At 60.9% G+C, this 21,866-nt stretch carries 16 protein-coding genes and 2 tRNA genes; 5 read left to right on the top strand and 13 right to left on the bottom strand.

What is annotated here, in order from left to right; genetic code table 11:
• Nucleotides 1–65 precede the first annotated feature (65 nt).
• A complete protein-coding gene (locus tag ACK3SC_RS03105) occupies nt 66–491 on the top strand; it encodes a DUF6069 family protein (protein ID WP_416838653.1) in 426 nt (141 codons plus the stop codon).
• Between the two features lie 8 nt (nt 492–499).
• Here the strand turns inward: ACK3SC_RS03105 and ACK3SC_RS03100 are convergent, their stop codons facing one another.
• Nucleotides 500–1,672, bottom strand: a complete 1,173-nt coding sequence (locus tag ACK3SC_RS03100; RefSeq protein WP_416838652.1) for a M48 family metallopeptidase — start codon at nt 1,670–1,672, stop codon at nt 500–502.
• Between the two features lie 221 nt (nt 1,673–1,893).
• Entirely contained in the window at nt 1,894–2,817 is a 924-nt protein-coding gene (locus tag ACK3SC_RS03095) for a diacylglycerol/lipid kinase family protein (protein WP_416838651.1), read from the bottom strand.
• Nucleotides 2,818–2,917: 100 nt separating this feature from the next.
• Here ACK3SC_RS03095 and ACK3SC_RS03090 point away from each other — a divergent pair, with 100 nt between their 5' ends.
• Complete coding sequence (locus ACK3SC_RS03090; RefSeq protein ID WP_416838650.1) at nt 2,918–3,571, top strand: PHP domain-containing protein; 654 nt, start codon at nt 2,918–2,920, stop codon at nt 3,569–3,571.
• 56 nt (nt 3,572–3,627) lie between these two features.
• Here the strand turns inward: ACK3SC_RS03090 and ACK3SC_RS03085 are convergent, their stop codons facing one another.
• From ACK3SC_RS03085 to ACK3SC_RS03075, 3 genes are read right to left on the bottom strand one after another with little or no spacing between them, the layout of a single operon-like run.
• A complete protein-coding gene (locus ACK3SC_RS03085) occupies nt 3,628–4,038 on the bottom strand; it encodes a plastocyanin/azurin family copper-binding protein (protein WP_416838649.1) in 411 nt (136 codons plus the stop codon).
• 29 nt (nt 4,039–4,067) lie between these two features.
• The gene (locus tag ACK3SC_RS03080) at nt 4,068–5,303 is read right to left on the bottom strand and encodes a ZIP family metal transporter (protein ID WP_416838648.1); all 1,236 of its coding nucleotides are present in this window, start codon (nt 5,301–5,303) and stop codon (nt 4,068–4,070) included.
• Nucleotides 5,304–6,572, bottom strand: a complete 1,269-nt coding sequence (locus ACK3SC_RS03075; RefSeq protein WP_416838647.1) for a multicopper oxidase domain-containing protein — start codon at nt 6,570–6,572, stop codon at nt 5,304–5,306.
• Between the two features lie 395 nt (nt 6,573–6,967).
• Here ACK3SC_RS03075 and ACK3SC_RS03070 point away from each other — a divergent pair, with 395 nt between their 5' ends.
• Nucleotides 6,968–8,989, top strand: a complete 2,022-nt coding sequence (locus tag ACK3SC_RS03070; RefSeq protein ID WP_416838646.1) for a PA domain-containing protein — start codon at nt 6,968–6,970, stop codon at nt 8,987–8,989.
• A 194-nt stretch (nt 8,990–9,183) separates the two neighbouring features.
• Here ACK3SC_RS03070 and ACK3SC_RS03065 read toward each other — a convergent pair whose 3' ends face one another.
• The 7 genes from ACK3SC_RS03065 to nasA (ACK3SC_RS03035) all read right to left on the bottom strand — a co-directional run bounded on the left by ACK3SC_RS03065 (nt 9,184) and on the right by nasA (ACK3SC_RS03035) (nt 19,036).
• Nucleotides 9,184–10,569, bottom strand: a complete 1,386-nt coding sequence (locus tag ACK3SC_RS03065; protein WP_416838645.1) for an FAD-binding oxidoreductase — start codon at nt 10,567–10,569, stop codon at nt 9,184–9,186.
• Nucleotides 10,570–11,002: 433 nt separating this feature from the next.
• Nucleotides 11,003–11,737 carry a DUF4396 domain-containing protein gene (locus ACK3SC_RS03060; protein ID WP_416838644.1) on the bottom strand — a complete coding sequence of 245 codons (735 nt, stop codon included), beginning with the start codon at nt 11,735–11,737 and terminating at the stop codon, nt 11,003–11,005.
• Nucleotides 11,738–11,933: 196 nt separating this feature from the next.
• Nucleotides 11,934–12,506 carry a class I SAM-dependent methyltransferase gene (locus ACK3SC_RS03055; protein WP_416838643.1) on the bottom strand — a complete coding sequence of 191 codons (573 nt, stop codon included), beginning with the start codon at nt 12,504–12,506 and terminating at the stop codon, nt 11,934–11,936.
• Between the two features lie 134 nt (nt 12,507–12,640).
• Nucleotides 12,641–12,715 (bottom strand) — tRNA-Ile (locus ACK3SC_RS03050).
• 135 nt (nt 12,716–12,850) lie between these two features.
• Nucleotides 12,851–14,149, bottom strand: coding sequence for an MFS transporter (locus ACK3SC_RS03045; RefSeq protein WP_416839930.1), 1,299 nt, complete (start codon nt 14,147–14,149; stop codon nt 12,851–12,853).
• A 498-nt stretch (nt 14,150–14,647) separates the two neighbouring features.
• On the bottom strand, nt 14,648–16,741 hold the full coding sequence (gene nasA / locus ACK3SC_RS03040; RefSeq protein ID WP_416838642.1) for an assimilatory nitrate reductase NasA: 2,094 nt from the start codon (nt 16,739–16,741) through the stop codon (nt 14,648–14,650).
• A 180-nt stretch (nt 16,742–16,921) separates the two neighbouring features.
• A complete protein-coding gene (gene nasA / locus ACK3SC_RS03035; protein WP_416838641.1) occupies nt 16,922–19,036 on the bottom strand; it encodes an assimilatory nitrate reductase NasA in 2,115 nt (704 codons plus the stop codon).
• A 496-nt stretch (nt 19,037–19,532) separates the two neighbouring features.
• Between nasA (ACK3SC_RS03035) and ACK3SC_RS03030 the strand changes: the two genes are divergently transcribed.
• Complete coding sequence (locus ACK3SC_RS03030) at nt 19,533–21,296, top strand: nitrite/sulfite reductase (protein ID WP_416838640.1); 1,764 nt, start codon at nt 19,533–19,535, stop codon at nt 21,294–21,296.
• A gap of 1 nt (nt 21,297) precedes the next feature.
• Entirely contained in the window at nt 21,298–21,594 is a 297-nt protein-coding gene (locus tag ACK3SC_RS03025) for a DUF6360 family protein (protein WP_416838639.1), read from the top strand.
• Nucleotides 21,595–21,672: 78 nt separating this feature from the next.
• Here the strand turns inward: ACK3SC_RS03025 and ACK3SC_RS03020 are convergent.
• Nucleotides 21,673–21,776: transfer RNA gene (locus tag ACK3SC_RS03020), tRNA-Asn, on the bottom strand.
• Nucleotides 21,777–21,866 lie beyond the last annotated feature (90 nt).

Here is a 21,866-nt window from a genome sequence, read left to right as displayed (position 1 = left end):
TTTTTGGGCGCTCAGGTCGTGTGACACATAGGTTCATTCAGTGTGGCGACGTACTTCTCGTGGTCATGTCAACAGTCACATCCACTGCTCGCCCAACTCGGTCGGTACTCGCGCGGCGGGGACTCACTGCCGTCGTACTCTCGGTCGTCGCGAATGCGCTCGTCCTGACGCTCGTCCTCGCGAGTGGGGCAGTCCAGCCGTTCGCCCCACTCTCGTACCCGTCGGTACTGTTTCTCTCTGGGGCAGGAGCAGTCGGTGCGACGCTCGTCTACGGCTATCTCACGATGCGCGTCGAGAATCCAGACCGAACGTTCCTCCGCGTCGCACTGGCGGTACTGGTCGTGTCGTTCCTCCCAGACTTTGGCCTGTTGATTGGCGACCCACAGGCGACGGTTCCGGGCGTCCTCGTGTTGATGGCGATGCACGTCATCGTCGCCAGCGTGTGTGTCGGGACGCTGACGAAGATTGGGCGAGAATCGACCCCGGCCTGAGAAACGTCTTATTCTCGTTCTTGTTTTGCTTCGAGTCGCTGGAGTCGGGCGATTCGCTCTGCTGTCGATGGGTGGGTCCTGAAGGGCCACTCGGTCCCCTCGGGAGACAATGTCGGTAACACGTCGAGCGCGACGAAGGCTTCCGACCACTCTCGGAGGTCCTCAGACGGAACACCCCGTTCGTCGTCGAGTCTGGCGAGTGCACTCGCGAGCGCTGCTGGCGACCCGGTGAGCGCCGCCGCACCCGAATCTGCTGCCCACTCGCGCCCCCGAGAGAGTACTGCGGCTCCGAACTGACCATACCGAAGTAAGAGCATCTCTCCAACCCAGAACACCCAATCACCGATATCGTCGGGTGAGTCGTCGACGAGGTCTTCTGCGAACACCACCGGTGCGAGTGCAGCAGCCATGATTCTGCTGTCGCCATTGGCGAGATGGCTCACTTCGTGGGCGAGTACCGCTTCGAGTTCGGCGTCTGAGAGCAGGTCGACGAGTCCCGTCGAGACGACAATCTTCGCAGTCGTCCCCGACCCGACGGTGAACGCCGTTGGGCGGTCGTGCGAGCTAATGAGAACAGTCGGTTCCGGAACGCCCACCTGTCGAGCGAGTCGTCCCACAACGCCCGAGAGGTCAACGTTCGAGTAGCGAGTGGCATTCGCCAGACCAACCGTCCGGTCTTCGAGTGTCCGAATCTGGTCGCGGAGGGCGACGACGAACGCCCAAAGTGAGAGCACGATGGTGACGGCGATGACACCGAAGAACCCCCATTCGGTTCCCAACGCCCCCGTGACGACGGTGTAGAGGGCTGCACCGGTTTCGATCACCAGTTCGTACAGGCAGACGAGCACCACGACGAGGGAGCCTGCCGACACGAAGTCTGACGGCGGAATCAGGTGGTCTGCCGAAGCGCGCGCGACGATGCGTGATGAATAGTAGTAGACGATCGTGAGAGCGGCGAGCGACCCGATGGACAGAAGCCACGGTGAGACGCCGAGCGCAGTCGAGAGGCGAGGTGCGTCGAACGCGAATTCGAGCGGCATGATGAGAAACCCGAGTACCATGGCGGCGAACAGAAACCCGAATATCACGGCGAACACAGCGAGAACCAGCGAGAGCGACAAGAGGATGCTCGCCGCAAGCGCCATTCGGGCGAGAAGTGAGAGACGAAGTCGCAGTTCCATGAACTCACTCTCTCATTCCTCGTTGTAAATATACATGTTGGATGTGTGAAAACAGTGCAACTGCAACCGGTTCTCGCCACGTCCGAGAAACTGGCGTCGGAACGCGAGTAACCACGGCGCATCGATTCGTCAGCAATCCCATTCGCCTTGGTTTGTAATTCGGCTGGCGCTCTGTTCCCGAGAGGCTCACGCGAGTCGATTCGCGTGCGGATTCGTGTGGATTATTTCGGCGTCGTCCGGGACCATTCGGTCGGAGTTGGGTCGTAGCCCGACCCAACAAAAAAGCGCATCGAGCCCGGACGGCTGTCGGCAGTGAGCTCGGCCGTCTCTATCATCTCACCGTCGAGACTGAACTGCGCGTGCGCTTCGGTGAGCGCGACGTGGAGGTGCGACGTCTTGACCCGGGTGAGATGGCTCGCTCCGCGTCGGAGTAATCGGTCCGCAGCACCCTTCGAAAGATAGTCCAGCGTCGGCGCGTCCTCGATGATGACGACGTTCAACAACCCGTCTTCCATGTTCGCCTGCCGCATTCGTTCACCGGGGAATCGCCGGCCGTTTCCGACGAGTACCATCAGCGCGTCACCCGACCAGACCGGTTCGCGGTCGGGGCCCACAGAGACGTTGAGTTCGGGTGCCTCGAACGTCCGAGAGACCGAGAGCGTCGTGAGTACGTACGCCATCACACCGAGTCGCCGTTTGAGTGCTCGTGACGTTCGTGCGCTCGACTCGCTGGTCAACCCACCGACACAGGAGTTGAGGAACGGACGGTCGTTTGCCATGCCGAGGTCTAACCGTCGTTCTCTCCCGTTTTCGATGACCTCGAATGCGTTTTCGACACCACGGATCCCGATGTTGTCTGCAAAATCGTTCCCCGTTCCCGCTGGAATGACGCCCAACGAGACGTCGTCGAGGCGGTCAGACGCGAGTACTCCCTGGATTGTCTTGTTCAGCGTGCCATCACCGCCACAGGCAACGACCGTGTCAGTTCGCGCTGCTGCTTCCTCCGCGAGTTCGACGGTGTGACTCCCACCCTCGCTGTCGAGGACTTCGTAGCCGCGCTTGAGAGCGATTTCTCGGGCCCGTTTCGACCGCTTCCCGTCGCCACTGTTCGGGTTTCGGACGAGTATCGGTGTCCTTGTGCTCACTGTCAGGAACTTGTGCTAGAGGTAGAAAGGAATGCCGACGGCGTGAACCGCCAACTTCTGACGTCAACCGATTTATACCGATTGTCTGTGACGGCTATCTATGTTCGATTGTGACCTCCACACTCACAGTAGATTTTTTCACTTCGAACCGGAGGTTGCCGCGAGGTACGACCCGTTCGGCACTCGTCTCACACTCGAAGTCGCCCGACGCAGAGGACTAGACGGTATCGCAGTCACGAATCACGACTACTTCGAGAAGGAGACAGTCGTCAGTCCGAACTGCCTTCCAGGTATCGAAATTTCCACGACAGCGGGGCATCTGCTCGTCGTCGGTCCGACGCCCCCGACGCGAACACGTCCCGGAGAACTCACACCGACCCAGGCGGTCGACCTTGCACACGAGCACGACTGTGCCGCGATTATCGCACACCCGTTCCGGAACAGCACACTCCGAGAGAGCGACGCCGATTTCGACGCAATCGAGATTAACGGGAAACACCCAGAACACAGGCGTCGAATCGAAACAATCGCCCGAGACCGGGGTATTCCGGTCGTCGGTGGCAGCGACGCCCACTTCCCGTTCGAAGTCGGTCGTATCTCCACCCGGTTGGACATCGATTCGTTCACGCCCGAAGCCGTCGTCGACGCGATTATGGCCGGGCGCGTCCAACCGCAGTTTCGTGACGGCCCCCTCTTGCGGGGTCTGGGAGCCGTCTATTCGAAGATTCACCAGCTGAAAGGACACAGCAACTAATCACACTGGGACGACAGAGAGGACGGCTGAAAGAGAAAAACAGCCTCCCCGAACACCTATTCGACGACCACTGTGCCGACCATCTCCGAACTCTCGTGCGGGATGCAGTAGTACTCGTAGGTTCCGGGCACCTCGAACGTGTGTTCGTACGTCTCTCCCGGGCCGAACAACCCACCAGTCACGTCGTTTCGCGCGGCACGCTCGGAGTCGAATCCACCGCTCGCGAAGTAGTCGGCGTCGGCGGGTATCTCGTCTTCGTAGGCCGTCACCGTGTGGCCGACGTTGCTGTCGTTGACCCATCTGACCGTCGTGCCGGCGCTGATAGTGAGCCGTTTCGGGTCGTAGTCGAACCCATCGGTCATCGAGACGCGTTTCGCCCCGCCGGAATCGCCGCCGGACGAACAACCCGCAGAGAGCGTCGCGACGAACGTCGCGCCACCGAGCCGGAGAAGTTGTCTTCGGTTCATTTCGTACGAGGGAAATAGAACTGCAGTGATTAGAGTGCGACGAAGAGGTCGGTGACGTACATCACGACGAGACCAACGAGGAACGTCACGAGGTTCAACGCCGACCCGACCCGTCCGTTACGACTGACCATTCCGCGCAGTTCCCAGATGACCTGCAGGATTGCACCCACACCGACAGCGAGGAAGAGCGCGCCGAGTGTCGGAGAGAAAGCCAGACTACCGAGCCAGCCACCGAGGATGACTGGTGCACCGGCGAGTGCACCGAGTCCGAGGAAATGCCAGGCACTCGGCCGTTCACCACGTGCGACGGGGGCGACGACGGCAGGCCCCTCAGTCACGTTGTGTAACATGAAGCCGATGACGAGGAAGGCACCGAGCGAGACGCGTCCGAGTGCGAACGAACTCCCGATAGCCAGCCCTTCGGCGAGGTTGTGCAGGCCGATACCGAGCGCGACGAGGTAGGCGACCCAGAGTCCGCTCTGGGCGCGGGCGTCGCCCGCTTCTGCCCTTCCTTTTCGCCATGCGCTGACCGCCTGTACCAACAGGAGCGACCCGAGCATGCCGAGGACGACGAGCGCAGGCCCCTCGAACGCGCCGGGAACCTGTCCACCGAGTTCGAACGCTTCGAACCCTGCATCGACGGCGAGGAACGCGAGAATCCCTGCCGAGAAGGCCAAGATTGCGTGAAGCCATCGGTCGCTCATCGTCTGTAAGAACGGGAACCAGAGCATCCCGAGTGCGACGGGGATGACGCCGACGAAGAGGCCGATGACGACCATCGTCACGAGGAGGTCAGTCGTCAGACCGGGCGACTCGCTCGGTGCGACAATCGTGTGGTGGGCCGTGCTTCCGTCGGAGAGCAGCAACGCCACTTCGAGGTCCCAGCCGGGGTTCCAGTGATACGGAATGACGACCTGTGCGCTCTCGCGCGGTGCGAGCGTGTTGTCCCCGCCCGCACCCTGAACTTCGAAGTTCCAGTACGCTTCAGCGACGAGAACTTGCGAGATAGTCACCTCGTTGGGGCCGTTGTTCGTGACGTGGACGACGACGGTTTCGTCGTTCGGAAGCGTCGTGTGCGTTATCGACACGTCGGGGAGGGGTTCGCCGCCAGTGTCGAGTGACGCGAACGGCGTCGCTGCGAAGAATCCGCCCGCGATGAGTCCCAGAAGGATAATCGGGAGCAGTGCGGCGACCCAGCGTGGAAGGCCGAGTGGGCGCTCTGCGTGACTGACGTTCGTTCCGCCGTCGGTGTTTGGTTTGCTCATTTAGACCACCTCGAAGAAGCTCATCCAGCCAAGTTCGGCGAACTCGGACTGGTGGGCGTGGAACATGTACAGTCCCGGGTCGTGGTTGGAGTAGTCCAGTTCGATGATACCGCGCTGTGCCTGACACTGCATGACCGTGTCGACCGTTTTGAGAGTTGGTCTGAGCGTCGTTCCGTGGTCGTAGTAGTCGAAGAACTGCGAGTGAGTGTGGAACGAGTTGATGAGGTCGAACTCGATGGCGTTGATGAGGTATACCCTGTGTCGCTGGTTCTTGTCCAGTTGGATAGGGCGTTTCGTCTCTCCGGCCTTCCAGTTGCCTTGACCGTCGGTTTCGCCGACACCGTAGGCGAACGCACGAGTGTTGACGGCGTACACCTCGTTGCCGCCGTCGAAGTTCGTGTCGAACCCGTTCATCACCATCACCATCTCGTTGACGTCGTCGTTCTCGGGGTACTCGTGATTCCGTGTCTTGGCTTCCTCAACGAGTTCCGCACGGAGTTCGTCGGTTATCTGCGAGGGGTGGAAGTCACAGTACTCCTCGGGACGTTCGGCGACGCGTTCTGGGTCCGGGTCGATGACGATTGCGCCGTAGAGCCCGCGGTGGATGTGCTCTTTCAGCGGGAGCGAGTGACAGTGGTAGAAGTGGACGCCCGCGGGTTGTGCAATCCACTCGTAGGTGTACGATTCGTCCGTGTTGAGGACGCCCGGCCCGTTGGTCGGAACGCCGTCCATCGCAGGGTTGAGGTTCCGCAGGTGCGGGTGAATCGTGTGTGCGTGCCGTCCGAGGTTGGTGAACTTCACTCGGATGAGGTCACCTTCGACGGCTCGAATCGTCGGTCCGGGGACCTGCCCGTTGTAGGCCCACGCCGGGAACTCGATTCCCGGAGCGATGGTGACGGTCGTATCGACGGCCTGGAATTCGAACTCCCGAACCGTTCGCCCGTCTTCTTCGTAGATGTCCTGTGGGACGTTCTCCTGTTCGCCACGACCCGTGTTGAACTGGTGAAGATACTCGTGTGGGTCGAAGTCGAGGTCGCGGTACTCCCCGACGGCGCCGAAGTTGCCGTGTGAGTCGCCGCCGTGAGCGCCTGCGTCGTGGGAACTGCCGTCTGCGCGGCCAACGCCCGCGAGTGCCGCACTCCCTGCGAGTCCGAGCCCACCGAGAACTGACCGCCGACTGACTTTGAAATCCGTGTCGAGCGAATTGACTAGCTGATTCTCCAGTTGCTCGGAGAGTTCCTTTGCCCGGCCGTAATCTAACGATGGCATCGAGACCACCCCGCAACGGTCCCGATACTCGATTCGACCGCTGCCGAGGAGTGACCCGACAGCGTCCGATGTCGGGTCGTCCCGTGACTCCCCGATATATTTTGGGTATTCATAGACGAGATTTAGATGCGTCTAAATAAAAGGTTTGCCAAACTAGTGGATTGTAAGGAAGATACATCTGTCTTCACTCACACACCGAACGTTCTAGCCTGCGAGACAGTATCGTGAGTATTTACGAACCGTGAATTTGGCGATAGGGCGTCTGAGGAGCAACTAGAGAGTATATTACAAATCATACATTAACGATGATTATAAATAAATTCGTGACAATGGTTTGTCCACAGCACGAGTTGGTCCTCTGAAACGGAAGGAAGTCGACAACTGTGTTGAGATACATGTCAAACAAACAACCCAACAACAAGCCTGAATCGCCCTCATCCCTCCCGCGAACGTCCGTGTCCCGTCGCTCGATACTCTCCATGCTCGGTGTCAGCGGCCTCGGGGCCGTCGGTGTACTCTCAGGAGTGGCCGGTGCACACCCGGGTGGCGTTACCGACGACCCATCCGAGTCGGACGAACACGAGGTCCACCGCGGCCTGACCGGACACGGTGCACCCGACCCGAGTCAACCGCTCATGGGCCACGACGCCGCAGTCGCTGGCGTCGTCAGCAGCGGTCCATCCGCTTCCGTCGTCAAGAATCTCGCACTCGCCGGACGCGGTGAACGCCTCCTTCCAAACGGAACGACCGACGTGTGGGCACACGATGGCTATGCCTATATCGGGACGTTCAACACGCCCTGTGGGACGGGTGCCGGGTTCGGAAGTGGCAAACTCGTAGACGACCTACTCGGTCCCGGCATCGCTGTCTTCGACGTCCACAACCCCACGAAGCCGAAGTACGTCGGTAGCATCCCGTCCGTTGCCGGCAGTCGCACCAACGACGTAAAGGTCGCCACCATGAACTCCGGGTGCGTCCTCGCGCACTCCAACGAGGCCTGTGACGGCGGACCGGGTGGGTTCGAACTCTACAACGTCGACGACCCCACGGCACCGCAGCACCTCGCACACGTCCAGACCGACGATATCAATCCATTCCTGCGTGACAACTTCGGCTTCGTCGACTTCGGCGTCCACAACCTTTGGTTCTTCACGCAAGGTGCGAAGGACTACATCGCCGCCGTCGTCGAGAGCGAGTTCGGCAACTTCCAGATATTCGATATCACGGACCCGGAAAATCCAACGCTCGTGAGCGCGTGGGGTGCCGAGAGCATCGTGTACCCCGACGTCGATTGGGCTTCGACGACTGATTTCGGCCTCATACTCGACGCAGACGCCTACCTGTTCAGTGGCTACGGAACCTCGCAGAACCGCTTCCTGCACGATGTGACCATCAACGAAGACGGCAGCCACGCGTACCTCGCCAACTGGGACGCCGGACTGGTTCTCCTCGACATCTCGGACCCGGCGAACCCACAGTTCGTCTCGCAGGCACTCGAACCAAGTGCGGGTGACGGCGAAGTCAACAGTCACCAGGCGTTCCCGAACGCAGACGGCAGCGTCGTCGTCGAAACAGAAGAGGACTTCAGCGCCTGGGTGGAGTCCAATCCACCGGGCAACCTGACCTTCGGCGAGGGGACCCCCGAGGCACCACTCCCGGGGACGGCCGTCTCCACTGACGTCGGCGACGACTTCGAAGCGAACCAGACGGGCAACGTCGGGACCGTCAATGGGAACAGCCTCGTCGTGGAGTCGGGCCCGCTGGCCGGGAACACGTACTCAGCAATCGAACTAGCCGGGGACCAGCCAAAGTTCTCGAGCACAGGCCCAATCAGCGGCAAGATTGTCTGGATCGGACGCGCCTGCGACAGCGACGCACTCCTGAACGCGGGAGAACTCGTGGACGGTGGCATCGCAGTGGTGCGCCGAGGTGCGTGCACGTTCCGTGAGAAGAACTTCAACGCCGCGGACATCGGTGCGGACGCGATTGTCATCGCGAACAACAACGAAAACTCGCCGTGGGGCGGCATCCGCATCTGGGACTACTCCGACGAATCGGAACCGGTCCTCGCCAGCGAGTTTGACACGGTCTGCAGCGCCGCCTCCGAACCAATCGACGACTGCGACCCACGTGGCACCTACTCGGTCCACAACATCATCGTCGAAGACGACATGGTGTACGTCTCGTGGTACTCCGATGGCGTGCTCATCCTCGACATCAGCGACCCCTACAACCCCGTCGAAGTCGCTCGGTACAGTCCCAGCGGCGACGACTTCGAAGCCCAGAACGGCGGCATTCAGGACGTGTGGGGCATCGACAAAGAGAAGAATAGCCCGTGGATTTACGCCTCCGACCGCAACGGCGGCCTCTACGTCCTGAAGGAACTCGGCTCCGGGTCGGAAAAGCGAAACCGATAACGACACCCACCGACACGGTACCGTAACCTGAACACACTGATTGAAACCCCCGAAGACGGATTATCTCGTCTTCGGATACCCGTCGAACGAGACGGGGATTTTTCGGAGTATCTCCTCGCGCAGTACGTCACGGAAAACGTGTACAGTCGTCAGTCGAATCCGGTAAAAAAATGAGAACCAGTGTTCACGTGCCGCTACGTTGCGGGTTCGATGTTCTGGTTCACGTGGAAGAAGTTCTCAGGGTCGTATTTCGCCTTGATCTCCTGTAACCGTTCGAAGTTGTCGCCGTACGTGGCACGAATCCGGTCCTCGCCTTCTTCCATCATGAAGTTGATGTACGACCTACCGAGGGTGTGCGGGTGGACTGCGTCCCAGTAGCCCGTGGCCCACTCGGTTATCACGTCGGTTTTCGCCGGGTCGGGGTCGACACCGACGATGACCATCGACCAGTTCGCGTCGCGGGCGGACCACGCCGTCTCGTCGCTCCCCACGTCGTGGACGGCACCGTCGATTGGGTAAAGGTGCATCGACGACTGTGGCGTCGGCACTTCCGCGAAGCGCCGGTGTGCGTCGATTGCTTCGTCGCTCAGTTCGCGTACGAAGTCACCTTTCCAGTACCACTGGTGACCTTCCGGATAGAGGCCGTCGAACATTCCCTGCAGTGCAGGGTACGGCATCTCTCCGACGAGTTCGAACATCGGTTCGGCCACGGCGCGGGCAGTCTGGAGCATCGATTCGGCCTGCTCTTCGCTTCCCAGGCAGCACCACATCAGTCCACAGACCTTCTCGCCGTGAATCTCTTCGGGGAACGGGTCGCCCGGCACCTCGGCGACGAGATAGAAGGCGTACACGTCTCTCGGAGCCTCTGTCATCCAATCGCGGTACCACCGCATGGTCGTCTCGAGTTCCGAGAGCGGCCAGAACATCGGTCCAGCGATAACGGTGTCCACTGGATGGAGCGCGAATTCGAACGATGTGACGACGCCGAAGTTGCCGCCGCCGCCGCGAATCGCCCAGAACAGGTCTTCGTTCTCGTCTTCGCTCGCGCGGACCATCCGCCCGTCGGCCAACACCACGTCGGCACCGACCAGGTTGTCGATGGTCAGGCCGTACTTGCGGGTCAGGTATCCGTGTCCTCCACCGAGCGTCAGTCCACCGACGCCAGTCGTCGAGATGATTCCGCTGACCGTGGCCATGCCGAACGCGTGGGTGGCGTGGTCGACGTCGCCCCACGTGCAACCGGCTTCGACGGAAACGGTCTGCTCGTCGGTGTCGACTCTGATTCCGTTCATCTCCGAGAGGTCGATAACCAGTCCGTCGTCGACCAGCGACAGTCCCGGTCCGTTGTGGCCGCCGCTTCGAACGCCCGTCTCGAGTCCGGTTTCGCGGCCGTAGTTTACCGCTGCGATAACGTCCGCGACGTCTGTACACTTGGCGATGAGTCGCGGCTGTTTGTCTATCATCGCGTTATATATCGCTCGTTCGTCGTCGTACTCCGGGTCGCCGGGGCGTATCAGGTTGCCCCGGAACGAGTCCCGAAGCTCGCCGGGTATCGTTGCATCGTCTCTTGCTGTAGCCATTGTTGCCTCACGCGCACCACAAACACCGCTTGCTTGTCCTCCGACTGCGGAAAGTACGCTAGCTCTAGTACACGTTATGAAGCGTTATTCGTTACCATTTGGCACTGTGTTCATGTATCGCTGCGGTGGCAGAACAAAAGCCCTTCTCAACACGTACTTCAACAGTTCCAGAGAGTCGTGTGGAGAGACATCGAACGGGGTAGCACGGGGGACGTTCTTGACACGGTTCGTCACAGAGTTTTCTCTCTCGGTTCGTACTCTCGCACGTGTGCAATCGCCACGTCGCTCACTTGATCGCAGAGTACGAGGCGGCGAGGCGCACTGAGGGTGAGGGTGTCGAACAGGGAAGAGTCGAATCGATGCCGCCCGGCACTACCCACACTTCAGCCCAATGGCCCAGCCTCCTCGTAGCAGTTCGGGGTCGGCTTGCTCGTTAGTCTGCGGCCTGTGCCTGCGTGCGCTGTCCCATCTCGGCCGGATTAGCCATCCCCTCTTTCACGCCGAGGTGGACCAGCGCGGCGTTGACTGGGAACGCGAAGACGAACCCCACAGAGAGCGAGAAGACGAGCGCGCCCCAGAAGAGGAGGTCGCTCACGTGGGCCTGACTGGCGATCAGCAGGTCCGTTCCGATGGCGGTAATCTCCATGACAGTGATGCTCGGCGTCTCACTGTACAGTGCATCGAGCATCGCCTCGCCGAAGCCGACGCCCTCCTGCATCAGTGGACCGACGGTGAGTGCGTAGCCGAACAGATAGGCGAGGGAAAACGTCCCCGCGGTGACGACGAGGCTGCTCTGGACAGCGAGCAGGCCGGCGAGGAGCACGAAGCCGAGGACTTCACCGGCACCACACCCAGAGTAACAGTGGGCGGTCGACCGGAACCCCCGCCGCCAGAGTGAGTCAGTGCTGATCTGCGTCCGCCCGGCGTACCAGTACACTGTGAGACCGAATGGCCCCGAGTAGAGGACGACGAGCGCCCACACGCCTTTCATCAGTGACGGCAGTGCCTGGTTGCGCTCACGGATGTCCCACCAGAGGGTGCCGACGGACGCGATTACCAGCGCCGCCCAGACGCCCATCACGGTGGGGTTCGACAGAATCGGTTTCATCACGTGACGAACCGGGGCCAGTGCTTGTTCGACCTGGGTGAGAGTTGTCTGGAGTGGCATGAGTGGTTCAGTGTCCTGAGGGACACATCGCTCGAATATCTTCACGCCGTTCAACGAACCAGTTCAGTATCTAGTAGGGCATCATCGTTTTTTGCAGTTGTGGCTACTGTTCCACCCCGCTCCGGACGACGGGTGTCGGCTACCGAGACACGACGCACTAGATTCGGGTACCGCGTGATGTGTCGTCTTCGACGTATCACGTGCTGGCGAGCGTCCGTATCCAGCCCTCTCCCTCCTCGATTCGAACCGTGTGGAACCCCGCGTCGTCGAAGAGCGAACGAATCTCTCCGGGGAGATACGTTTCGAAATACCTGCCGGCGGTGTCGTATCCGCTCTCCTCGCCACGCTTCACAGAGAGGGAGACGACGCCGTCGTCGTCGAGGACACGCCCGAACTCCCGGAGTGTGTCGGGTGCATCCCGCCGTGGCACGTGGAGGAACGATGCACACGCCCAGACGCCGTCGAACGCGCCGTCCCGAAACGGCAACTGTCGCATATCCCCTCTAACGAATCGTGCGTCGGGGACCTTCTCTCGGGCGACGGCCACGAACGACGGTGTGAGGTCGAATCCGACCACGTCGTGTCCGGCGTCGGAAAACGTCGCCGAGTCGATGCCGGGGCCACATCCCACGTCCAGTACCCGGGGGCCTGAGAGGGCGTCAAAGAAGTCGTCGCCGAACCGCGCGGCAATCGACTCGGTGAGGTACTTGTCGACGAATGCGTCTGCATCACTCTCGTACACTGCTGTCGTACGAGACACTTCGTCCATGCGCCACGCTTCACGTAGTCGTGTTGTCAATCTTTCTACACTGGGGTCGAACCACGGTCGCAACGAGTTGCTCCCTGATTCGAACCGTCATGGCGGCGCAGATTCCACTGCTCACTGACGCTCGTAGGATATCATGGGCCCTATGGGGTTCGAACCCATGACCACCCGGTTATGAGCCGAGCGCTCTGACCAGACTGAGCTAAGGGCCCTCGGTCGATTCTTTTCCGGCCGCCCTCTTATGTCTTATCAGAAGCAGTCGCCGTCGGGGAGTCGAACCGTCGCCTGTCACAGTGGCCGAGACGGACGAAACGCAAAAAAGAGACGACGTCGTTCCCCGACAGCGCTCAGTCGTCGGCGGAGACGACCGTGTCGCGCTTGGCGATGAACCCGTCGTCAGTCGCGCGTTTTGCGACGTGTGGCTGGAATACCCACGAGGTCAACAGGAGGATTGGAATCATCGAGGCGGCCACGACAGCGTAGCCAACGTGAAGATTCGGCAGGAACGGCGCGGCGTAGACGAGCGGGTAGACGATGCCACCAACCGTCCCGATGCCGCCGACGACACCGGCCACCGCGCCAGAACTGTTGGGGAACATGGCGGGAACCTGTGCGAAGATCGCGCCTTCGGCGAACGCACAGCCCATCCCGACGAGGAATCCGATACCGACTGCGAGCATCACCTCGCCGGTCTGTCCAGCGAGAGTCATCCCGAACATCGCCACGACGACGAAACACAGCGCGGCGAACGTCCACTGTTCGCGGTACCGTCCGGTGAAGAACGGTAGGATGTTCGTCTCGGTCCGCGCCACGACGTCGCTCACGTAGCCACCGATGGGGCGTAACAGGCCAGCGGCGATGGAGAACGTCGCCGCGAACGTGGAGGCCAACACGAGGTTCTGCGTATTGAATCCTTCACGGTAGTAGGTCGCAAGCCACCCGTTCATCGACAGTTCGAGACCGAAGGTCATGACGTACGCAAGTGCAAGAACGACGGTCCCGTACCGAGTCGCGGTGAAGAACCACTCCTTGGCAGTCGCGCTTTCTTTCGTCGCCTGCCGCTTTTCGGTCGATTTGGCCGCCTCGCCGAAGACGTAGTAGACGACTGCGAGCAGAATCGAGACGACACCGGTGTAGAAGAACGCGGCTCGCCAGTTGACGTTGAACAGCGGGCCACTCCATCCACTGGAGAACACGCGTGGCAGAACGAGCGCACCACCCGCCGCACCCGCGTTGCCGATACCGGCGTAGACTCCCTCTGCCGTGCCGAGTTCTTCCGTTTCGAACCACTCGGAGACGTGTTGAATCCCGATGACGAACGTAATGCCCGCCGTCGCGACGATGAGACGAGTGATGAAGAAGACGGTGTAGGACTCGGCGAAGGCGCTCCAGATCGAGAAGACGCCGACGTACGCGAGGACGATCGCGAAGACGACCGGTGCGCCGAACTTGTCCGAGAGCCAGCCGGTCAACATCCGACCGAACGGTGCGAGCCAGATGGCTGCGCTGGCGAGAATCCCGATATCTGCGAGCGAGAGTCCGAACTCCGCTGCCATCGGTCCGGTGAAGGGCGCGAAGGAGAACCAGATCAGGAACGAGAAGTTGAACCCGACTGTCGCCAGCAAGAGCGTCCGGTACTTCGTCATCTGTATCGGACTCTTCATGACGCGACACCACCCGTCTGGCGGATTTCACAGGGTGAGCGGTGCGTGGCGGCGTTGAGCACACGCGTCTCGACCGAGAAGTTCCCGTTCGACCACTCCTGACCCGATTCAGGATTCCATTCATCCACGATACGACCGTTTGATTTTGGATTATTGCAGTTTAGCACTGTTTTGGCATATAGAACAGTAGTAAATAAGATATTCGATTGACAAATGGCCAAATTTGAGCTATTCAGGTTTACACTGTTCAAAACTATCTCCATCAGTGTTAATTTCCAAGTCAATGGGATAGAATTTAAATTGTGTATATTTATCTCGCCAGAGTCGTTCGAATGTCTACAATGTTGGTTCATATTCATAGAACATTAAGGATTTTTGCGGCGAGATGGCTCGTCGTCGCGACAAAACGGTGTGGGCAGCGAGCGACAGAAACAGGAGAGAAACAGTGCGTCAGTCGGCCCTCTCTGGCCGGCCGTGCATTCACGACGATGGCAACACCACGATGTCATCCCCCTCGGACTTGGATGTCTCGGGGCGGCGGAGACCGACGGCACACTGTTTGAAGTTTGGCTCGGCCGAGTTCGGGTCGACTTCAGAGAGCGTCAGTTCGTTGGCCGCCGAGTTGTGAATCGGAAGCCAGACGACGCCGGGTGGGACGCTGTCGGTGGGTGCGACGTCGACAGCCACACTGGAGCGACGAGATTCGACGACTGTCCGACCGTAGTTGAGGACGTTCAGATATTCCACGATAGTCTCCGGGTGAATCCGCGCAGTCGGTCGGTCCACCGTCTCGTCGGTACGCGTCCGGACGCCAGTGTTGTACACGCCCGAGAGCCGACCCGTCGTCAGAGTGAGTGGATACTCCTCGTCTATCGGTTCGGGGACGCTCTGGTGGCTGACCGTCGAGAACTGGGCTCGCCCCGACTCGGTGTGGAACGACCAGGAACTGTCGTCGTAGTATCGGTATCCACCCTGACTCTGTTCGTCCGGTGCTGGCCACCTGACTGCGAGTTCGTCGGCCAACCGGTCGTAGGTGATTCCACCGAGGTCTGCTGTCGTTCCGGTAGTTAACTCGCGAATTTCGTCGAACGTCGACTCGGGGTCTAGCGGCGGCGAGTCGAACAGGTCGGGGTCTATCCGGTTCCCGATCGCTGCGATGATATCGATGTCTTGTCGAACGGACGCCGGCGGGTCGGACGCGGCGGTGACACGGGATACTCGCCGCTCCATGTTCATGGCTGTGCCCTCCGATTCGCCCCACGTCGCTGCCGGAAGCACCACGTCAGCACACTCGACGGTGTCCGAGTAGAACGCGTCCTGAACGACGAGGAACGTATCCTCGAGCGCGCGCTTGACGTGGCTCGCGTCCGGCATCCCGGCGACCGGGTTGGTCGCGACAGTCCAGCAGACGTCGATACTCCCCTGCGCGAGTTTGTCGACGATGCGGACGAAACCGGGACCGGGGTCGTCCGGAAGCCGGCTGAGCGGCACGTCCCACGCCTCTGCGACAGTCTCCCGATGAGTCAGCGAGGTGAACTCGCGATGGCCGGGCCACGTCCCCTTCGAAGCGCACACGCGGTTTCCCATCGAGTTGGCCTGCCCGGTCAACGAAAAGGGGCCGCTTCCGGGGCCGAGATTGCCCGTCGCCAGACAGAGGTCGATGAGTGCCCGCGCCGAGGCCGTCCCCTGAACGCTCTGGTTGACCCCCATCCCCCAGTACAGAATCGTGGGGGCGTCGAGCGCTGACGCGACCGCCTCGACCTGTTCGACGGGTACCCCCGCTGTCGCTGCTCCCGACTCGACGTCCGGGAGAGACTCGACCATCGCGTCGAAGCCCTCAGTGTGGGCCTCGACGAACGTCGTGTCGACGTTGCTGTCTTCGACGACAGCGGCGAGGACCGCCCGTGCGAGAGCGAGGTCGGTCCCCGGTTCGGGCTGGACGTGAACGTCGGCGCCCCTGGCAGTCTCGGTCTCGACGGGGTCGACGACGAGCAGTTCGCTGTCGGCGTCGCACGAGCTATCCGTAATCCAGCGGTACAACACCGGATGGGCGACAGCGGGGTTCGCTCCCCACACGAGGTGCGTGTCGGCTTTTGGAATATCGTCGTACGTCGGTGGCGGTGCGTCGCTCCCGAAGGCCTGGTAGTACGCCGTCACAGCCGACGCCATACAGAGCGTCGTGTTCGCGTCGTAGTACCTCGTCCCGAACCCACCACGGGCGACCTTTCCCAGTGCGTACGCCGCCTCGTTCGTCTGCTGACCACTCCCCAACACGGCGACGTTGTCGTTGCCGATGCGGAGTGCCTCGATGAGTCGTGCCGCCACGACACCGAGTGCGGTATCCCAGTCTGTCGGCTGGAGCGTTCCGCCACGACGTAAAAGCGGCTGCGTCAGGCGCTTGCCCTCGGGTGCAACCGTCTCCTGGACACCACGCCGACATTTCAAGCCGTTGCTCGTCGGGTGATTCGGGTCGCCACACACGTCCAAGAGGCCGTGGTCGTCGTCTGTGGTCCGCTGGAGGTAGCCACACCCAACCGCACACCGCATACACGTCGTCGGTTCCCAATCAGTCATTTCGTTTTCCAAAATCTGGTATTACTGGTAGTTCGAGCATCGTCACTGTCTCATTTGTCACTAGTTCGGGGACGTTTCGCCACGGTTGCTATTCGAGTTCTACTCCCTGCCAATAACTGCTATTATTACATTGTACTCTGTCTTAATATTCGATAATATGCCATCTGTCGGAGCGGTGGGTCAGTCGTCACCGACCGGGATGCTGTCGTCTGCACTCGAAATCCCCTGATAGGAAAGCGGGCTCTCCGGTCGGGGTGCCTGCACACTGACGGCACACTGCTTGAAGTTCGGTTCGTCTGATTGCGGGTCGACGGTCGGTAGCGTGAGCGCGTTGACCGCCGGGTGGTGAATAGAGAGCCAAATCATCCCCTCCGGCACACCGTCGTCGGGCCGGACGCGGACCGTGACCGACGCACGGCGCGAGGTGACGACTGTCAGCCCACGGTCGAGTGCCTCGATGTATTCGAGCGTCGTCTCCGGGTTGATTCGCGCAACGGGGAACTCGGTCGTCTCGTCTCCACGGGTCCGAACACCGGTGTTGTACGCATCGGGCTGGCGGGCGGTCGTCAGGGTGAGTGGGTACGCTTCGTCGGTCGGTTCTGCGAGGCCGTCGTGCGACCCCGTCGAGAACCGTGCCCGCGCCGACGAGGTCGGAAAAGTCCAGCCTTCGTCAGTCCTGTATCGGTAGCCACCGCGACTATCTGGCTCCGGTGCCGGCCAACGGACCGCTCCCGCTGCGTCGAGTCGGTCGTAGGTGATACCCGAGAGGTCTGCAGGTGTCCCGGCCGTCAGCGTCCGGAGTTCGTCGAACACCGCCTGCGGGTCAACCGATGGGTGGTCGAACAGTTTCGCTTCGAACCGGTTGCCGATGGTGGCGATGATATCGAGGTCCTGTTTGATCTTCGGAGGGATGTCTGTCGCTGCGCGCACTCGCGATACCCGTCGCTCCATGTTCATCACAGTCCCCTCCGATTCGCCCCACGTCGCCGCCGGAAGCACGACATCTGCCACTTCTGCAGTTTCGGTCCGGAAGGTGTCCTGAACGACGAGGAACGTCTCTTCGAGTGCCTCTCGGACACGGTCGGCGTCCGGCATCCCGGCGACCGGATTGGTTGCCACCGCCCAGCACGCCGATACCTCTCGGTCTGCGATTGCGTCGACGATACCGACCGGACCGGGACCAGCGTCGTCCGGGAGGCGGTCGACCGGCACGTCCCACGTCTCTGCGACGACCTCACGGTGGTCAGCGTCAGTGAACTCCCGGTGGCCGGGCCACGTTCCCTTCGACGAACAGACGCGAGTCCCCATCGAGTTGGCCTGTCCAGTCAACGAAAAGGGGCCGCTTCCGGGGCCGAGATTACCCGTCGCCAGACAGAGGTCGATGAGTGCTCGCGCCGTCTTCGTCCCCTGAACGCTCTGGTTGACCCCCATCCCCCAGTAGACGAGTGTCGGGTCGGCAAACGCGTCCGCAACGCGTTCGACGGTGGCTGTGGACACGCCAGCGACATCGGCAGCCGTCTCCACCGACGGGAGTGACGCGACCATCGATTCGAATCCGGTCGTCGACGATTCGATGAACGAACGGTCGAGGGAGTCGTTCTCGACGAGAGAGGCGAGGACGGCCCGTGCGAAGGCGAGGTCGGTGCCCGGGTCGAGTTGGACGTGGCAGTCGGCGTCGTCGACAGTCTCACTTTCGATTGGGTCGACGACGAGCAGTTCGCTGTCGGCATCGCTGGCGCTGTCGACTATCCAGCGGTACATGACTGGATGGGCGACAGCGGGGTTCGCCCCCCACACGAGGTGCGTGTCAGCTTTTGGAATGTCGTCGTACGTCGGCGGCGGTGCGTCGCTCCCGAAGGCCTGATAGTATGCAGTGACCGCCGACGCCATACAGAGCGTCGTGTTCGCGTCGTAATATCTCGTCCCGAACCCACCACGGGCAACTTTTCCCAGTGCGTACGCCGCCTCGTTCGTCTGCTGGCCACTCCCCAACACGGCGATACCGTCGCGTGTCTGGGCGAGCGCCTCTTCGAATCCAGAGACGACGACGTCGAGTGCCGTGTCCCAACTGGTCGCGACGAGTTCGCCGCCCTCTCGAACGAGCGGGCGAGTCAGCCATTCGCCGTTGGGGTCGGCAGTCTCGTTGACGCCGCGTTGACAGGCGAGCCCCTGATTGACGGGGTGCGTCGCATCGCCACGGACGGTATCGAGTCCGTAGCCGGAATCGACGCCCTGCTGGAGGTGTCCACAGCCGACAGCACACCGCATACACGTCGTTGGCGTCCACTCGCTCATCGCTTCGAACACCGCTGTATACCGAAACACACTGAGGCGTCTCTCCGACCGGTTGCGGATACCCTCCCACACCCCGTTGCTTGCGGGAGACCACGACTGTGTTTGTGCGCTTTCATCCGAGAAACACTTTAAGAATATCCACCATAATCGTTTCGATGTGGACAATTTTAATTTTATCACGTAAATTATGTCCATGTGTACGTTCACGCGTGCACGAGAGACGTGGGGAGGGGCCAGAACCCATATCGGGAGTTCTGTACCGAATTGTGCAGTTGTCGGGAGAATCGTGAGACAAACATACATTCCGTCTGTACTCGATGAAATTTATTCTGTTTCGAACCGGGGCTGTGCGTCCGTCTTGTTCTCGTCCGAAATTTCGTATTTGTTAAATGGGAACCATTTTGTGTACCTGTGAAAACTTTTGCCCGTAGAAATGAATCAATCGACCACGATATGTCTGAATAGGTTCCAGTTTGCGATGTGGAGGTTGTGACCGATGGCCCACAAGAAAGAAGCGTGGAAAACAGAGCTGTACGGTGACGCGGTCCGAGAGAAGATAGAAGAGTTCGCCGAGCGAGGCTGGGAAGCGATTCCCGAAGCAGAGCGCGACGAGTGGTTCTCTCGGTTCAAGTTCTGGGGCGTCTTCCACCATCGCGGTGGACAAGAGTCGTACTTTATGATGCGCCTCACCAACTGCGGTGGCGTGCTCGAACCCGGCCAGTTGAAGGCCATCGGCGAAGTCGCCCGCGACTACGCCACGGGACCGGTCGAGAACCCCGAATTCGGTGACGCCTGGGTCGACTTCACGACTCGACAGTCGATACAGTTACACTGGCTCAAACTCAAAGACATCCCCGAGATTTGGGAGCAGTTAGAGAGCGTGGGCGTCTCCTCTCGGTCGGCCGGGGGCGACACGATGCGCAACATCTCGGGGTGTCCGGTTGCGGGGAAAGCGACGGAGTACGTCGAAAGCCGTGCCCTGTTAGACGAGATTCAATCCGAGATTCGCGACGACGACGACCTGTGCAATATGCCACGGAAGTTCAACATCTCTGTCTCGGGGTGTCGGCAAGGCTGTGCACAGGACTCGATAAACGATATCGGCCTCGAACCCGCACACAAGTTCATCGATGGCGACGAGGTGAAGGGGTTCAACGTCCGTGTGGGTGGCGGCCTCGGTGGGCGGCAACCCCGTCGGGCACGGTCACTCGACCTCTTCGTAACCCGCGAACAGGCCACAGAGACGGTGCGTGCGTTCGTCGAACTCTATCACGAATCGGGCAATCGGACGAATCGGGCGAAGAACCGTGCCCGCTTTTTCGTCGACGACTGGGGGACCGACAAGATTCGCGAGCATCTCGACGAACGCCTCGACTTCGAACTCGAACGGGCCGGCACCGACTTCCGCGGCGGATACACCTACAACGCGGGCAAGCCGGTCGAACGGGGCTCCCACGACCACGTCGGAGTTTACGACCAGAAAGACGGGGCGAACTACGTTGGCCTCTCGGTACCGGTGGGACGAATGCCCGCTGACGACGCTATCGAACTCGCCGAACTGGCGGCGGCCTACGGGTCCGGCGAGATTCGACTGAGCCGCCGGCAAAACCCTCTCGTCATGGACGTTCCGGACGGCAACCTCTCGAATCTGCTCACCGAACCGCTGCTCGAAACGTACCAGCCAGAGCCCAATCCCTTCGTCCAGGGAGCCATGGCCTGCACCGGCACCGAGTTCTGCTCGCTCGCCCTCACGGAGACGAAAGCGCGGATGGCCCGGATGCTCCGCTGGCTCGGAGCGAACGTCGACCTCCCAGACGACGTCGCTCGAATCAAGATGCACTACTCGGGTTGTACGGCAGACTGCGGGCAGGCGATGACGGCAGATATCGGGATTCAGGGAATGCGAGGTCGCAAGGACGGCGAGATGGTCGAAGCGCTCGACATCGGCGTCGGCGGTGGCATGGGCGAGAACCCCTCGTTCATCGAGTGGGTCCGCCAGCGTGTTCCCGCCGACGAAGCTCCCGGGATGATTCGCAACCTCGTGGAGGCTTACGCCGCGCTCCGCGAGGAGGGACAGCCGTTCCGCGAGTGGGTCGACGCCACGGGCCACGAGACGCTCATCGAACTCGCCGAACCCGAGGAAGTCGACGGATACGACGACCCGTGTCTCACCGATGCCAAACAGTCGTGGTACCCCTTCGACGATGGCGAGACGCCGGCACCGACCCGTGCGGATGGAACGTCGATTTCGGGGGATTGAGATGTCTGGAAGAGTGCTCGACGTGACGTCTCACACCACACTCGACTACGTCGAAGTCTCAGTCCGTGGCGTCGACTGGGAGCGAGAGGGTGTCGGTATCCTCGATGTCTACACGCCGAAAGACGACCCCGACTCTGTCGTCGTCGAGTTCGAACTCGACCCCACGACGACCGACCGGGTCGAATCCCACGCCGATGCAGTCGTGTTGACGCGCGAGCAATCGCGTGCACTTCGCGACGCGCTGGACGAGGAACTCGATTCCGACGGCAGTGACCGACCACGCAGACTGTCGGGGTGAGTCGGTCGCCAGCGACGAAGCACTCGCTGTCAGCACTCACATCACACGAGTCGCTCACCGAGTGAGTGAAGAGAGAAGCGCCGCCGCCAGGACTCGAACCTGGGACCACCTCGTGTCTGCGGACAGCAGCCGAGACTGCAATCCATAACAGCGAGGTGCTCTACCAACTGAGCTACGGCGGCTTTCGTCTGCATTGCTTCGTATTCGACGTTTCTTGATAGGGCTTTCGTTTTCACCCGACGGCTGGCAGATGACAGCGACTGACGAAGACG

This window comes from Haloferax sp. DFSO52, assembly GCF_048158745.1.
GTDB lineage: Archaea > Halobacteriota > Halobacteria > Halobacteriales > Haloferacaceae > Haloferax.
This window is presented reverse-complemented; position numbering and strand designations above follow the sequence as displayed.

Bases quoted from the DNA above. Each gene is read 5' to 3' on its own strand.
- ACK3SC_RS03105 (WP_416838653.1), top strand. From the start codon at position 66: ATGTCAACAGTCACATCCACTGCTCGCCCAACTCGGTCGGTACTCGCG.
- ACK3SC_RS03100 (WP_416838652.1), bottom strand. From the start codon at position 1,672: ATGGAACTGCGACTTCGTCTCTCACTTCTCGCCCGAATGGCGCTTGCG.
- ACK3SC_RS03090 (WP_416838650.1), top strand. From the start codon at position 2,918: ATGTTCGATTGTGACCTCCACACTCACAGTAGATTTTTTCACTTCGAA.
- ACK3SC_RS03085 (WP_416838649.1), bottom strand. From the start codon at position 4,038: ATGAACCGAAGACAACTTCTCCGGCTCGGTGGCGCGACGTTCGTCGCG.
- ACK3SC_RS03080 (WP_416838648.1), bottom strand. From the start codon at position 5,303: ATGAGCAAACCAAACACCGACGGCGGAACGAACGTCAGTCACGCAGAG.
- ACK3SC_RS03075 (WP_416838647.1), bottom strand. From the start codon at position 6,572: ATGCCATCGTTAGATTACGGCCGGGCAAAGGAACTCTCCGAGCAACTG.
- ACK3SC_RS03070 (WP_416838646.1), top strand. From the start codon at position 6,968: ATGTCAAACAAACAACCCAACAACAAGCCTGAATCGCCCTCATCCCTC.
- ACK3SC_RS03065 (WP_416838645.1), bottom strand. From the start codon at position 10,569: ATGGCTACAGCAAGAGACGATGCAACGATACCCGGCGAGCTTCGGGAC.
- ACK3SC_RS03060 (WP_416838644.1), bottom strand. From the start codon at position 11,737: ATGCCACTCCAGACAACTCTCACCCAGGTCGAACAAGCACTGGCCCCG.
- ACK3SC_RS03055 (WP_416838643.1), bottom strand. From the start codon at position 12,506: ATGGACGAAGTGTCTCGTACGACAGCAGTGTACGAGAGTGATGCAGAC.
- ACK3SC_RS03045 (WP_416839930.1), bottom strand. From the start codon at position 14,149: ATGACGAAGTACCGGACGCTCTTGCTGGCGACAGTCGGGTTCAACTTC.
- nasA (WP_416838642.1), bottom strand. From the start codon at position 16,741: ATGACTGATTGGGAACCGACGACGTGTATGCGGTGTGCGGTTGGGTGT.
- nasA (WP_416838641.1), bottom strand. From the start codon at position 19,036: ATGAGCGAGTGGACGCCAACGACGTGTATGCGGTGTGCTGTCGGCTGT.
- ACK3SC_RS03030 (WP_416838640.1), top strand. From the start codon at position 19,533: ATGGCCCACAAGAAAGAAGCGTGGAAAACAGAGCTGTACGGTGACGCG.
- ACK3SC_RS03025 (WP_416838639.1), top strand. From the start codon at position 21,298: ATGTCTGGAAGAGTGCTCGACGTGACGTCTCACACCACACTCGACTAC.